We start from the raw sequence: 14,646 nt of genomic DNA on the forward strand, positions 1-14,646 counted from the left end.
CGCTGTGACCCTCGATCTTCTGTCCAGCCTGTCGCTCATGCTTCTGCTCGTGATGGCTGGACGAAATATCAAGCGACCGTCTCGGTGACAGGCATCATCACCGCAGATGGTCGCGACATGTTTGGCTCACTTTCTGTGCAGAGTTGACTGTCATCAAATAGAGCCTGGCGGAACGATCTAGTCTCAACCTAGCTCGCAGCTGATGCCCTGCTGGCCATCGCCATAGCGAGATCAAGGATACAGGAGAGACGCATGAAGGTCGTAATTCTCGCGGGCGGTTATGGGACCAGATTGAGTGAGCATACCTCTGTCGTCCCAAAGCCACTCGTCGAGGTCGGCGGGCGCCCCATTCTCTGGCACATCATGAAGCTCTATGCGCATCACGGATTGAACGAGTTCGTGATCTGCTGCGGCTACAAGGGCCATGTGATCAAGGATTACTTCCTGAACTATCTCCCTCGCCAGGGCGACTTCACTGTCGACCTCCAGCGCAACCAGATCGAGACGCACCGCAATACGTCGGAGCCGTGGAAGGTCACGCTGGTGGATACCGGCGAGAAGACCATGACCGGCGGGCGATTGAAGCGCGTCAAGGACTATCTCGGCAATTCCACCTTCTGCATGACCTATGGCGACGGCGTGAGCGACGTGAATGTGCAGGAGCTGGTCCGCTTCCACCATCAGCAAGGCGCGCTCGCCACGGTGACCGCCGTGCAGCAGCCCGGGCGCTTTGGTGCGCTCAACTTGTCTTCGGATCGGCCGCGTGCAGCTCGTTTCCGCGAAAAGGACATGCAGGATGGGCACGTGATCAATGGCGGCTTCTTCGTCGTCGAGCCGCAGGCGCTCGATCTGATCGATGATGACAGCACCAGCTGGGAAAACGAGCCGCTCGCCCGGCTTGTCGAGCAGGATCAGCTCGCGGTCTACCGGCATCGTGGCTACTGGCAGAACATGGACACCCTGCGCGACAAGGCCGTGTTGCAGGAACAGTGGGACTCCGGAGCGCCGCCGTGGTGCGTGTGGGACCAGAAGAAGCCTGCCGCGCCGACCGCCAACGTGCTTCGGACCTCCGAGCTGCTGCCACTCCAACAGCCCAGCACCTGAGGTATCGACATGCGTGTACTTTATACCGGAGCAGACGGTTACATTGGCGCGGTGCTGGGTCCGAAGCTCCTGGACTACGGGCACGATGCGACCGGGATCGACACCGGCCTCTATCGCCGTGGCTGGCTGTTCGACGATGGCCGGACCCGTCCGATGGTGATCTCGAAGGATACGCGCCAGCTCTCTGTCGCAGATCTCGAGGGGGTCGATGCGGTGATTCATCTGGCGGAGCTCTCCAACGACCCGCTCGGCGAAAACGATCCGGGAATGACGATGGAGGTCAATTATGAAGGCTCTGTCGCATTTGCGCGGAAATGCAAAGCGGCGGGTGTCCAGCGATTTGTCTATGCATCGTCCTGCAGCATCTATGGCGCATCCGGTGGCGAGATGAAATCGGAGACGTCTTCTGTCGACCCCAGGACCGCATATGCCCGCTGCAAGGTGCTGGTCGAGCGGGACGTCAAGGCGATGGCGGACTCGCGCTTTACACCCGTCTTCATGCGGAACGCGACGGCATTCGGCGCATCGCCGCGGCAACGGTTCGATCTGGTACTTAACAATCTTTCCGGCCACGCTTTTACTAGCGGGATCATCCGGGTCATGAGCGACGGGTCGCCTCTTCGGCCGCTGGTTCACATCGATGACATCTGCCAGGCAATGGTGCTTGCCTTGGAAGCCCCCCGCGAGGCTGTCAGCGGCGAAGCTTTCAATGTTGGCGACGAGAGCCAGAATTACGCGGTGCGCGATATTGCACAAATCGTTAAGGAGACATTCCCGGATGCCGTCCTGACATTTGGCGCAGCAGGAAGCGATGACCGCAGTTATCGGGTGTCATTCGCCAAGATCAAGGAACGCATGCCGAGTTTTTCTTGCAAGTGGGACGCCCGGTCCGGCGCAGCGCAGCTCAGGAGTGTCTTCGAGCGCATTCAGCTTGATGAGAAGATGTTTACATCCGCTCCATTCACGCGATTGGCCGAACTCCGGCATTTGCGGGATACCGCTCAACTGGATCTTCGGCTACTTTGGACGCCGATGAAGAACATGGCTCCCGCGGCAGCGGCGGTGGCAAGCAGGTAAATTACCGGAGCTGGGTCTGTGACTGCGCGGCGGACGCAGACCCAGAGGCCGATCCGATGGCTGGTAACAACGTTCGGAAATGACTCAAATGATCAAGTTGACAAATTCGAAATGCCGGGTAGCGTTTGTGCGTTGCATATACCCCTATTAGATAATTTGACGTCAAAGAAATTGGTTTGTCGATAGAGGAAAGTTTTCAGTCCTTTTCGGGGAATGTACCGTGTCTGTGATCTTAGTGATCGATCAGCACAGCGTTTATAGAAGCGGGCTCCGCGATGTCATCGAAGCAAGCTTGCCCCATTCGAGGGTAGTTGAAGCATCAAGATTCGAACGCTTCGAGGCAGGCGATTGTTACGACTTGATCTTGGTGGATGTAAGCAGCCTGAATCATCGATCGCTGGAAGCATTGACGCACGTGTATGAGCGGCGACCGGCAACGCGTTTCGCCGTGATGTCCACGTCGAATGTGCGTGCTGATGTACTTGGCTGCCTTTCGGCAGGTTTTCATGGATTCATCTACAAGCTTCAGTCTGACAGCGAATTGCTGACCGCGGTCAGCGACCTGTTGTCCGGGCGAATATATGTGCCGCGATGGCTGGCGGACGGCGACCACAATGCGGTTCATGAGCAGCCGGCGGTCAACCTTAATGTCGAGAATCTTCGGTTGACGCGGCGACAGAATGAAGTTCTCCCGCTTCTTGCTCAGGGCATGTCGAACAAGGAAATCGCCCGCGAGCTGAGCATTGCCGAGGGGACAAGCAAGATTCACACGGCCGCGCTCTTGCGAGCCCTCGGTGCCCGCAACCGGACCGAAGCAGCGTTCATGGCAGCCAAGATCGTCGGCATCTCAGGGCGCGCTAAAAGTCGAAGTCCTGGCTCGCGCTTTCTCCTCGATGGCAGCGATAGCGCCAAGACGCGACTGCGATTTCCGGCATAGCTGATTGCAGAGATCAGCATGTCGATGCCGCTGGCCAATCGTGACACGATGACGATGTCGCGCCCGATCGTAAATCCTTCCAGATATATCTCGTACGCGAACATATCCGGCTGACGACTGGTCGGAGGGCGATCGGCCCATCGGCAAGATGCCAGGCGCGTAATGCTGCTGAAGAGCACAGCGAGCGGATCCCCTCAGACAGCCCGATCTTGAAGGTCAGTGTCTTCCTTTCGTCGCTCCGCGCTCAATCGCGTATGCCTTGGGGGCGCCGTCAACTACACAGCAACCAACCATGCGGCAGGTCGCCCGCGGTGATGCGCCTCGCGAGGCACGCCGATACGTTTGCGAAGAGACCTTCGGAACAAACTAGCTGAGGATATCTTAAATACCGTACAGACAAAATGTGCGGGATCGGACAGACTGTACTACGCGATTGGAGAGTTCGCTAAGTTGCCGAAATGTAGTGCGCAACGCTGCTGAATTCAGCGAAACTTCTTCATTTCTGCATGTGCTGAGTGCAAGTCCCTCGCGATCGTACTGATGGACTAGACCGGACCGACTAGACGAAGCCATCACAGGTCGTAGCACCGCAGCTAGAGTTTTCATAAAATTGGCGCCATGTCACCTTAACTGCGTTCAGTTAAGGGGTTTGACCGATGCCGTCAGACATGGTTTCCCGCTCGTTTAATTCTCAGCCCGCCATCGGCGCATTTATGCCGACAAACCGCATCACTCCGGCGCGCGCACCATCCTCAATTATCATTCCCCGGGGACGCGCGCTGTTCTGGGAGGGCGACCAGCAAAGCCAGAAGATCGAAATCATCGAGGGCGTGGTTCGGGCCGTGCGCCTGTTGCCCGATGGCAACCGCCAGGTCCTGGCCTTTTATTGGCCCGGGGATGTGGTGATGCCCACGCGGCAGTCGTGCCAGCAGTTCACTGCGGAGGCGGTGACGGATTGCCGGGTTGTCCGGGCATCGGTTGCCAATGTCTGCCAGGCAGGCGCACCATGCGGAACGCATCAGGTGCTCGAAGAGACGCTTTCCCTCGCGCTCACCATGAGCCAGCGCACATGTGTGGCGCGAGTCGCCTGGCTTCTGCTTCGTATCCAGCCGCATCTCCGGGAAGACCCGAAGTGCCCGTCGGCGCTGCGATTGAAATTGCCCAGAGCGGACATTGCGGACCATATCGGCACGTCACTGGAAACGGTCTGCCGAACGCTCGCGCATTTCAAGGCGAAGAAGCTGATCGATTTGCCTAATCGGAAAACGATCAAATACCTCGATCGTGACGGGCTGATGCGGGTGGCAAGCACGCGCACTCAACGTTGAAGGACATCAAAGCAGATAATCGGCGGAGCCCTCGATGGCAAAAAGAGCGACGCGAAGCGGCAAAAAGTCCGAGCAAGGCATTGCTGACCGTATCGGTATTCCGAAATCACTCGATATCGTCTCGCCCTTCGTTGCCCTTTTCGATCTCGCATGGATCTCTGCACTCGCGCTGTTGACCGGGGCGATCTACGACGCGCAACTGGTTGCAAACATCAATGAGGTCAAGGGGACGCTTGGCTCCGGCTTCGCGGTTGCGATGGTTTACTCCGCCTTCGCGCATGGGGCAAAACTCTACCGTTCACCGGAGCTGCTTCAGGTGAACTGGCAGATTGGACGCTCAGTCCTGGTCTGGCTGGCGGCGTTCGCATGTCTCGCCGGGCTCGTCTTCCTGCTGAAGAGCGGCGCGACATTCTCGCGGGGATGGGTCGTCATTTACATGATCAGCGGCATCGGTGTCACGGTGATGGTTCGCGTGCTGGTCGCAGCGGTTTGCGCCCACATCATCCGGTCCCGATGGCTCAGACCGAACCGGGTCGTGATCGTCGGGCTCAAGGACGAACTGGTGAGCAACGAGGCGCTAAGCCAGCTGGATTTGTATGGGCATGACGTCGTTGCGATTGTGGAACTGACCGCCGGTCCTGATCGCCTGCTGGATGCTGACTTGCTCAAAGCCAGAATGCATGAGCTCGTTGCCACCGCCCGTCAGGCAGATGCCGATGAAGTTGTTGTCGCAATGCCATGGGATTTTCTTGAAGCGATCGCGCAGATCGAGCACGAGCTGCAGGTGTTGCCCATTCCCGTCAGGCTTGTCGCCGACACGAAGGTGGTTCGCCTGCTTGACGGTCCTCTCACGGAATTCGGCACGACCAAGACTGTACAATTGCAGCGGCCGCCGCTCAGCAAGGCGCAGCTGATGCTCAAACAGCTGATCGATCAGGTGCTGGCTGCGGCAGGATTGGTCGTGCTGCTGCCGGTCTTCGTGATCATTGGTATTGCGATCCGGTGGGAGTCGCCCGGAAAGCCGCTGTTTCTCCAGAACCGGATGGGGTTCAATGGTCGGCCCTTCAAGATCTATAAATTCAGGACCATGCGGGCCAGTGACAATGGCCCGATCGTTGTTCAGGCAACGAAGAATGATGCGCGCATTACCCAGATCGGGGCATTGCTACGGAAGCTCAGCATCGATGAGGTGCCGCAGCTGATCAATGTCTTGCGCGGAGAAATGTCATTGGTAGGGCCGCGCCCGCACGCCTTGGCGCATGACAGCGAATACGCCCAGCGAATCGCGACCTATGCCTTGCGGCACAAGATCAAGCCGGGGATCACCGGATGGGCCCAGGTGAATGGCTTCCGGGGGGAAACGCCTCAGATCGAGATGATGCAGCAACGTGTCGAAAGCGACCTCTGGTATATCGAGTCGTGGTCGCTCTGGCTCGACATCCGCATTCTCGCTTTGACGGTGATCCGGTTGATGAAGACCGACAACGTCTACTAGCCGAGCCTGTGGGCTGGTGCCGTTCGCTCGGAGTCACGCCGGTGTCGAACCGCCTATCTTAACTTTCTGCTTACCAGCGCTGTGGTTGCATCGCGATGCCGCCGCGATTCGCACCAGCCATGCTCCAGTATCCAGTAGTGCGATCGTGGATATTCTCCAGCACTCTGGATGGAATCGCGATGTCACTTTGGCAGCACATAGGTGCTTTCTGGATCCTCGGACATCTCGTCTGGGCGGCGATCCTCGTGGAGAAGGCTTGGCGTCGCAACCGTAACCTGACGGGCGAGCCGCGAATCGCGGAAAGCAACAGCTAAGCGGCTCCCAAAGCGTAACGTCCGATCATTGATATCCATTCCTGGTCAGGCGATCTGCGAACCGGCGCGTTCGCGCTTGCCAGAAAGACCGATGCGCGAAGACAGTGTCGTCTCGTTTGCACCATCCCCATCGCGCGTAAAGACCGGCTGGACGGGACGTCCTTTGAGATAGGGATCGATGCCGTTCTCCAATGCCGATCGATAGACAGCGAGTGCGTGATCGGTGGCGTCGATCGCGCGGTCGATGTCCTCGTTACTATGCGAATAGGATGTGACGAAGGAAGGCGCGAGGATGCCGGCGCGGCCGATCTCCTGCATGAACAATGTGCGGAACAGTTGCGAAGGACTGCCGTCTGCGTCAAGGCATGCGTAAACGAGATTGCACGCGCGGCCAGACAGCAGGAAATGATTGCTAAGGCCGTGACGGACGGCTGCAGCTTGCACACCTGCCCGCAAGCGGCGGCCGAGCTCTTCCAGAGTTTCGGTCACCGGCTCGTCACGATAGATTCGCATGACTTCGATTGCGGCAGCAAGTGCATGGGTCTCGGCGCCGTGGGTGGTGGAGAGCAAGAATACCCGTCGACGGTCATGGGCGCGACTGCCGAGCATCATGATGTCACGTTTCCCGGCCAGGGCCGAGACGGCAAAGCCATTGCCGAGCGCCTTTCCGAATGTGGAGAGATCGGGCGTCACATTATAGAACTGCTGAGCCGAGCAGGTCGGCCATCGGAAGCCAGTGATCATTTCGTCGAAGATCAACAATGTACCGTGGCGCGTACATAGCTCGCGGAGACCGGCGAGAAAGCCCGGAGCGGGAGGCTCGTTCTTCTCCGGCTCGAGAATGAGCGCGGCAACTTGATTGGGCCAGGACGCCAGAAGCGCTTCGGCTGAGGCGAGGTCGTTATACCTGAATGTCAGTGTCAGGGATTTGCTGGCACTTGGGATACCGGCATCCATCGGGGTCGTCCCGATCGCCCAGTCATCATATGAGAAGAACGGGTGGTCCGAGCAAAGCGCGACCATGTCGCGGCCTGTAAACGCGCGCGCAAGCCTGATTGCAGCGGAGGTTGCCGTCGACCCATCCTTGGTGAATTTGACCATGTCGGCGCTTGTCACGAAGCTCAGAAAGCTTTCGGCGCATTCGACTTCGAGAGGGGACGGGCGCGTGAAATTGATACCACGCTCGAGTTCCCGCGCCGCCGCCGCAATGACGGACGGATAGGCATGACCAAGCCCGACGGCGCGCAGTCCCATTCCGAATTCGATATACTCGCGTCCTTCCACGTCCCACACGTGGCTGCCATGACCTCGCGCGATGAAGCCAGGGGAGTTGACCGGAAACTGATCGTCCCCTTTGGCATAGGTGTGCGCGCCGCCGGGAATGAGTGCGTGTGCCCTGGAGCGCAGTGAAGAGGTGATGTCGGCTCTTTCTGCCGTGATCCGATCATCAAAGGAAACGCACTCCATCGTCACGCCCTCACAAAAGACAATGAAAACAGGAAATTCAACGAAAGGTTGCTGAGTATGTCGGATCGTGTCGGCGCCAATATGAGCTTCGTCAAATCCTGCATCGTCCACAGTAAGAAGTGACAGATCGTCGCAGAAGTGGAGGTCCGAAAAACAGTGGCCTCTTGCGCACCGAGCGCTCTGAAAATTCCTGATGCAGGCCTGGTCGGTTATTGAGCATCGTCATGTCCGGCGTACAGCGCCGAATAGGATGATGTCGATTGTCGATTGCCAGTGGATGACATCACATGGATCATTTCAATGCACCGTCCTTCTTCAGCCCGTCGGCGACGACTGCGACAACCAAGCGGAAAATCGACTGGCCTGTCGTGGTTGTGGCCGTTGCTGCAGTGTCGACGGTTGTCTGGAGCTATGCGCTGTTCCGCACCGTTGCGCAGCTCGTGCAGTTCGCTGTTTCCTGATCGTGCTGCTGTAGATGGTCTGGCGGCATCGCGGGGCGTAGCCAGCCCGAGCGGACGTTACGCCCCCTACGTGCGCCAAGGTGAGCGCGTGGCCCATCAAGGGCCATGTCTCGCCAGCAGATGATCATTTCCGAAACAGCGCTGGCAGGCGCCTTCACCGTCGACATCGATCGGCTGGCGGATAATCGAGGCTATTTCTCGCGCGTTCTCTGCGTCGAGGAGTTCGCCGCGCGCGGCATTCATCTGAGGACTGTCCAGGCCAATGTCAGCTATAACCGCAGCCGTGGCACCATGCGCGGATTACATTTCCAATACCCGCCCGCTGCCGAGGAAAAATATGTCCGCTGCATTCGTGGCGCGGTCACCGATGTCATCGTCGACCTGCGGCCGGAATCGCCGACGTGGTTGAAGCACGTCGCCATCGAACTCTCGGCCGAGAATGGTCGTGGCCTATATATTCCGACACGCTTTGCTCATGGCTTCGTGACCCTGACGGACGACACTGAGCTTCTCTATTTTATGGGAAATGCGCATACCAGGGGAGCAGAGGGAGGATTGCGTTTTGATGACCCTGCTCTCGCCATCGGGTGGCCGCCGGTGCGGGTGCTCTCGGAGAGAGACACGATGTGGCCTCACCTCTCAGACGTAGCAGGCGACATTCGCGCCCGCATGACGCTTCCTGAAAACACGCCGGCCTAGCCAGCCTGCGCTGTCGCGCATGCTGGCCGATAGCCACTTTTGCATGCGATCGACACTCCGCTTGAAACAGCACGCTGGCGACTTGACCGACGTCAAGTGAACCCAAACGTGCTTCTCTAACGCTAGACGGCATCTCAATCGATCTATGCGCGCACCAGGAGCGGTCCATGTTGAACCAGGAAGTCACATCAACGTCGTTTAATGCCGTTGCGAACGCCATCGGTGCAAGCGAGCCATGTTGCCGCTTCTGCAGTGCGCCGCTCGAGCACACATTCCTCGACCTCGGGCTGTCACCGCTCGCCAACTCCTACCTCAAGAATGATGCGGCCAAGGCCGATGAAAAGTTCTTTCCACTGAAGGCCTTTGTCTGCAGCGAGTGCCTTCTGGTGCAGCTCGAGGAATGGGAAACACCGGAAAATATCTTCGGTGATTATGCCTATTTTTCATCCTACAGCGATTCGTGGCTGCAGCACGCCAAGTCCTATGTCGATGACATGATCGCGCGTTTCAACCTCACGGCGGAGAACAGCGTCGTCGAGATCGCGAGCAATGACGGCTATCTGCTGCAGTATTTCGCCGAGCGCGATGTTCCGGTTCTCGGTGTCGAGCCTGCGCAGAACGTCGCTGCTGTTGCGCGTGCTCGCGGGATCCCCACGCGAGTGGATTTCTTTGGCGAGAAGACCGCACGGACGATGCGGCGTGAAGGGCTGCGCGCCAGCCACATGGTGGCGAACAATGTGCTGGCCCATGTGCCGAATTTGAATGATTTCGTCGGCGGGATCAGCATTCTTCTGGATGACGAGGGGGTCGCGACCCTGGAATTTCCACATCTGATGCGCCTGTTCGATGAGTGTCAGATCGACACGATCTATCACGAGCACTTCTCCTATTTTTCCTTCCTGACGGTCGAGAAGGTCTTCGCCGCACATGGATTGACACTGTTCGATGTCGAGGAGCTTCCGACCCATGGCGGATCACTCCGAATCTATGCGCAGCATCAGGGTTGCGGCATTCACCCCGTATCCCAGAGGGTTGGCCGCTTGCGCACCAAGGAAACGGAAGCCGGCTTCGGGGATCTCAATCATTATCTGTCGTTTGAGCAGCGTGCGCTTGAGACGAAAAACCAGCTGAACGAGTTCCTTGCGGCTGCCAAGCGCGATGGAAAGGCCGTTGTGGGATACGGCGCACCGGCCAAGGGCAACACGCTTCTGAACTACTGCAACGTCACGCCGGGGCTGATCGAATACACGGTCGACCGCAATCCGCACAAGCAAGGGCACCTGCTTCCCGGAACGCACATCCCGATCTTCGAGCCCGAGCGGATCAGCGTCACCAAACCGGATTACATCCTGATCCTGCCATGGAATCTGCAGAAGGAGATCGTGTCCCAGCTCGATTTCGTTCGCGACTGGGGCGGCAAATTTGTTGTGCCGATTCCGCATCCCGTTGTGGTGGCTTGAGCGGCGATCGAGGCGGAGCGTAGAAGAGGTCAGGGACATGCATGATATCGTCCGCAAGGTCGTTTCCGGCAGACTTGAGGATATGTTTGAGGCAGACGCCCTGGCCTCCGACCTCAGCGGTCGGGCGATGCATCATCTGGTTTCGGAGCTGTTTCCGATCTGCCGTAGCATCACCGGAGACGGCGTGCGGCAGACCTTGCGGAAAGTGCAGGAGCATATTCCACTCACGACCTGCGAAGTGCCGTCCGGCCTGAAAGTGTTCGACTGGACGGTTCCTCCCGAGTGGAATATTCGCGATGCCTATATCAAGAATAGCGCGGGGGAGCGCATCGTCGACTTCCGCGCCTGTAACCTGCATGTGGTCGGCTACAGCGTCCCGGTCCATGTCAGGCTAAGTCTTGGCGAACTGAAAAAGCATCTGTTCAGTGATCCCGCTCACCCGGATTGCGTGCCGTATCGGACGTCCTACTATGCACCGACTTGGGGCTTTTGCATCGCTCACGATCAGCTCGTCGCGTTGCAGGAGGATGAATACGAAGTCTGCATCGATTCGATTCTCGAGCCGGGTCACCTGACCTATGGTCAGTTGCGCCTGTCGGGCAAGTCGTCGGACGAAGTGCTGATCTCGTGTCATGTCTGTCATCCCTCGCTCGGCAATGACAATCTGTCAGGGATCGCCGTGGCAACGGCGCTCGCGCAGCATCTGCGCAACCGCGATTTGCGCTATTCATATCGGTTCCTGTTCATACCGGGAACGATCGGATCGATCACCTGGCTGGCCTTGAACCAGTCCTCGATCGGAAAGATCAAGCACGGCATGGTTCTGACCTGTGTGGGCGATGCCGGCGCGCCGACCTACAAACGCAGTCGCCGGAGCAATGCCGAAATCGATCGCGCCTGGATCTATACGCTGCAGCAAAGCGGCAGCCCGTTTACGGTGCTTCCATTCTCGCCGTTCGGCTACGACGAGCGGCAATATTGCTCGCCAGGCATCGATCTCCCGGTCGGTTGCTTCATGCGGACGCCGCATGGCCAGTTTCCCGAATATCACACATCGGCTGACAATGTTGCCTTCGTGAAGCCGGCGGCGCTGCGCGACACGCTGGAGCGTGCGATCGCGACCATCGATGTGATCGAGAATAACGCTTCATATATCAATCAGAAGCCGATGTGCGAGCCGAAGCTCGGCGATTACGGCCTGTATGGCGGGATCGGCGGAAAATCCGCCGGCGACTATCAGATGGCGCTTCTGTGGTTGTTGAACATGTCAGACGGCGATGCATCGCTGCTCGACATTGCCGAGCGATCGAATCTGTCATGGGACTTGCTGACCAAGGCGGCCGAGGCGCTGACATCAGCTGGATTGCTGAAGCGTGTGGAAGACGTGTCCGGCAAGTGAACTGCGAACACGCTGAACGGACATTCTCGCACGCAAGACCGGCCGGCGATCGCTAGCGTTCGCGAAGGCTTTCATGCTGGTACCGCAATAACGGTGATAGCAGATAGCTGATCATGCTCCGCGATCCCGTCTTGATCTCGACCGTGGCTGCCATTCCTGGTGTGAGGGGAATAACCTTGTTGTCGATCTGCATCTCGGTGCGGTCGACCGAAACTCTGGCCGAATAGACCAGCTCCTGCCCCGAGGGCTCGCTGCTGGAGGCACTCGCCGAAAGCGACGGTTCGTCACCCTTGGCCACGGGCTTGGTACGCGTGATCGCGTCTTTTGAAATGCTCAGGATTTTCCCGTTCAAAAGTCCGTAGCGGGAATAGGTGAATGTATCGACCTTGATTGTTGCATCCTGTCCGGGCTCGATGAAGCCGATGTCACGATTGGAGATAATCGCCTCGATCTCAAGCCGGCTATCGGCGGGCACGATCAGCATCAGGGGTTGGGCCGGTGTGACGACGCCGCCGACGGTGTGGATGGCGAGTTGCTGGACCGTGCCGTCAATGGGCGCGGTCAAGGTTTGCAGGAAGGTCCGGCGCTCCGCCTTGATGACGTCCTGCGACAGGCCCGCAACTTTCTGCTCGGCCTTTGCGAGGTCGTCGAACAGCGTCCTTTCATGTTCTGCGATCGCCTTCGTGCGCATCTCGACCAGCACGGTAATGGCGGCTTCCGCCTCGGCATGGCGGCTGTCCAGAACCGATAGTTCCTTCTGCTGGCTAACCAGATCTTGCAATTCGGTCAGATAGGACAGCTTGGAGCCGAGCCCCTTCTGGTACAGCTGCTCGCGAATCTCGACGCGTTGCTGCAGTGGCGCGATCACCGATCGCAGCTTCTCGCCGAGGGCCTTCGAGGTAGTCCGTTCCGCCTCCTTCTGCGTGATCTGACTATTGATCGAGGCCAACTTGGCACTTTGCTCGGCCACGAGACTGGCCAGGTAGCGACGATGCATCTCGATCAGGGGTGGGGGTGCCTGATCCGGAGGGACAAACGCGGCCAGTACATCCGGCTTTCGGCTCAGTGCCGCCGTCAAGCGAGCAACGTCGAGCCGGGCACCCATAAGGTCACTCTTGAGATGTTCGAGTTCAGCTGCGCTCATCGTGCTGTCCAGCGAGATCAGGACATCGCCGTTCTTGACGGTTTGGCCGTCGGTGACGTTGATCGTGCGAACAACCCCGGCCTCGAGCGGCTGGATCGATTTCGTTCGGCCGCTCGGAATGAACTTGCCGGGTGCGGTCGCGACGATGTCGATGGTCCCGACCGCCGCCCAGATCAGCCCGAAACTGAACACGCCGACGATCGTCAGGACAATCGCGCGGCCGATGGGCGAGGGCGGTGTTTCGACGATCTCAAGCGCTGCCGGCAGAAAAGCGAGTTCGTGGGCAGGTGTTTTGGCATCTCGCAGCGCGAGGCGGCCGATCGCGCCGCTGACTTTCTGCGCCTGGCCGGACAGAACGAGTGCGCCTCGGTTCGCGCTTGCCAGAAGACCGGTGCTGCCCGCGGTCGCGGGGGTAGGCAGCGAGCGCAGCCATGCGATCACTTCGCGACGTCGGTGGGGGATGGCGGCCAGCGCGCGTCGTAAGCGAGATGGCCGCGAAGCCACCGTGGGCTCGCCGATCAAGATGAGGCGGCCTTCCCAGAGATCGGTGAATTCCGTGCGGCTCATCACAGTTGGCCGCGATGCTTCGGCGCGCAGCACAACGGCCTTGTCGCCTTCGACCCGGCCAAGGATCGCGAAGCTGCCCCCGTGCAACTGGGCAATCGCCGGGAGATGGTATCTGGGGAGTTCAGACCATGTCGTCGAGATGCAGCGCGCGGAAAAACCGGCGTGCTCGGCATATTTCAGCATGTCTGCGACATCGACCGGGCCGCCATCGACGCTGGCAGGAAGATCCATGGCGACCTGTTCCGCGCCTTGCAGGCGGAATACCATCTTCAGGGCGAACAGACCTGGATCGCCCACGGTGCGAAGCACATTGGCCCTGGCTTCAATCACGCTATGCCGTCCTCTATCTGCATTGTCTCACGTGAAATTCCATGTTCAAGAACTACGGGTATCGTTGAAAGCCGGCTTGCATCCGATACAGCTTGGCGTAGCGCCCATTGGCATTGATGAGTTCGTCATGGGTGCCATCCTCGACGAGCCGACCGTCCTCGATGGTCAATATCCGGTCCGCTATGCGCAGGGCGGACAGGCGATGGGCGATGATGATGACTGTGCGTCCGCGGGCGATCTGCGCCATGTGATCCTGCACGATGCGCTCGCTTTCATAGTCGAGGGCGCTCGTGGCCTCGTCGAGGATCAGAATCCGTGGATCGGATACCAGGGCCCGGGCGATGGCGATGCGCTGGCGTTGTCCGCCTGACAAGGTGCTGCCGCGTTCACCGACAACGGTATCGTAGCCCCCTGGCAGTTGCAGGATAAAGTCGTTGGCGCCGGCGAGTGTGGCGGCCTCGATGACCTTGTCGGGAGGGGTCGCGGGATCGACCAGGGCAATGTTGTCACGAATGGAGCCGTTGAGCAGAATGCTGTCCTGCGGAACGACACCGATCTGTCGGCGCAACCAGACCGGATCGACCTGCGCGACGTCGATTCCATCGACAAGGACACGCCCGGCCTCGGGGACGTAGAGGCGCTGCACCAGTTTTGCCAACGTGCTTTTGCCGGACCCGGACGGGCCGACCACGCCGATGACCTGTCCGGCCGGGCAGTTGAAATTGATGTCGAAGAGAATGCCGGGACCATCGATACGGTAGCGAAACGATACCCGCTCGAAGGTGACGTGACCCTTGATATTCGCCAGTGACATCCGGTTGGTGCCGTAGGTCGCCTCGGGCATGGTATTAAGAATATCGCCCA

The 14,646-nt window shown here is 58.9% G+C and carries 12 protein-coding genes; 9 read left to right on the forward strand and 3 right to left on the reverse strand.

The window, feature by feature from the left end:
* The first annotated feature begins 252 nt into the window (after positions 1 to 252).
* The 5 genes from rfbF to ACIQ17_RS22135 all read left to right on the forward strand — a co-directional run bounded on the left by rfbF (position 253) and on the right by ACIQ17_RS22135 (position 5,941).
* Entirely contained in the window at positions 253 to 1,104 is an 852-nt protein-coding gene (gene rfbF, locus ACIQ17_RS22115) for a glucose-1-phosphate cytidylyltransferase (RefSeq protein ID WP_398471295.1), read from the forward strand.
* 9 nt (positions 1,105 to 1,113) lie between these two features.
* Positions 1,114 to 2,181: an NAD-dependent epimerase/dehydratase family protein gene (locus ACIQ17_RS22120; protein ID WP_398471296.1), complete on the forward strand. Its 1,068-nt coding sequence runs from the start codon at positions 1,114 to 1,116 to the stop codon at positions 2,179 to 2,181.
* Positions 2,182 to 2,401: 220 nt separating this feature from the next.
* On the forward strand, positions 2,402 to 3,118 hold the full coding sequence (locus tag ACIQ17_RS22125; RefSeq protein WP_398471297.1) for a LuxR C-terminal-related transcriptional regulator: 717 nt from the start codon (positions 2,402 to 2,404) through the stop codon (positions 3,116 to 3,118).
* Between the two features lie 656 nt (positions 3,119 to 3,774).
* Positions 3,775 to 4,446, forward strand: coding sequence for a Crp/Fnr family transcriptional regulator (locus ACIQ17_RS22130; protein ID WP_398471299.1), 672 nt, complete (start codon positions 3,775 to 3,777; stop codon positions 4,444 to 4,446).
* Positions 4,447 to 4,480: 34 nt separating this feature from the next.
* Entirely contained in the window at positions 4,481 to 5,941 is a 1,461-nt protein-coding gene (locus ACIQ17_RS22135; RefSeq protein WP_398471300.1) for an undecaprenyl-phosphate glucose phosphotransferase, read from the forward strand.
* A gap of 359 nt (positions 5,942 to 6,300) precedes the next feature.
* Here ACIQ17_RS22135 and ACIQ17_RS22140 read toward each other — a convergent pair whose 3' ends face one another.
* Positions 6,301 to 7,722 (reverse strand): glutamate-1-semialdehyde 2,1-aminomutase, encoded by a 1,422-nt coding sequence (locus ACIQ17_RS22140; RefSeq protein WP_398471307.1) that lies wholly within the window; start codon positions 7,720 to 7,722, stop codon positions 6,301 to 6,303.
* Positions 7,723 to 8,009: 287 nt separating this feature from the next.
* On the opposite strand from ACIQ17_RS22140, the gene ACIQ17_RS22145 reads away from it, so the two are divergent.
* From ACIQ17_RS22145 to ACIQ17_RS22160, 4 genes are all read left to right on the forward strand, one after another.
* Positions 8,010 to 8,183 (forward strand): hypothetical protein, encoded by a 174-nt coding sequence (locus ACIQ17_RS22145; protein WP_398471301.1) that lies wholly within the window; start codon positions 8,010 to 8,012, stop codon positions 8,181 to 8,183.
* Between the two features lie 105 nt (positions 8,184 to 8,288).
* The gene (locus ACIQ17_RS22150; protein WP_398471302.1) at positions 8,289 to 8,882 is read left to right on the forward strand and encodes a dTDP-4-dehydrorhamnose 3,5-epimerase family protein; all 594 of its coding nucleotides are present in this window, start codon (positions 8,289 to 8,291) and stop codon (positions 8,880 to 8,882) included.
* 170 nt (positions 8,883 to 9,052) lie between these two features.
* Complete coding sequence (locus ACIQ17_RS22155) at positions 9,053 to 10,342, forward strand: methyltransferase domain-containing protein (protein WP_398471308.1); 1,290 nt, start codon at positions 9,053 to 9,055, stop codon at positions 10,340 to 10,342.
* 37 nt (positions 10,343 to 10,379) lie between these two features.
* The gene (locus ACIQ17_RS22160; RefSeq protein ID WP_398471304.1) at positions 10,380 to 11,741 is read left to right on the forward strand and encodes a DUF4910 domain-containing protein; all 1,362 of its coding nucleotides are present in this window, start codon (positions 10,380 to 10,382) and stop codon (positions 11,739 to 11,741) included.
* 52 nt (positions 11,742 to 11,793) lie between these two features.
* On the opposite strand, the gene ACIQ17_RS22165 is transcribed toward ACIQ17_RS22160, so the two are convergent.
* A complete protein-coding gene (locus ACIQ17_RS22165; protein WP_398471305.1) occupies positions 11,794 to 13,782 on the reverse strand; it encodes an HlyD family type I secretion periplasmic adaptor subunit in 1,989 nt (662 codons plus the stop codon).
* A 52-nt stretch (positions 13,783 to 13,834) separates the two neighbouring features.
* Positions 13,835 to 14,646, reverse strand: an 812-nt coding sequence (locus ACIQ17_RS22170; RefSeq protein ID WP_398471306.1) for a peptidase domain-containing ABC transporter, incomplete at its 5' end; no start/stop codon positions are given.

This window comes from Tardiphaga sp., from assembly GCF_044340795.1.
In the GTDB taxonomy this organism is placed as follows: Bacteria; Pseudomonadota; Alphaproteobacteria; order Rhizobiales; family Xanthobacteraceae; genus Tardiphaga.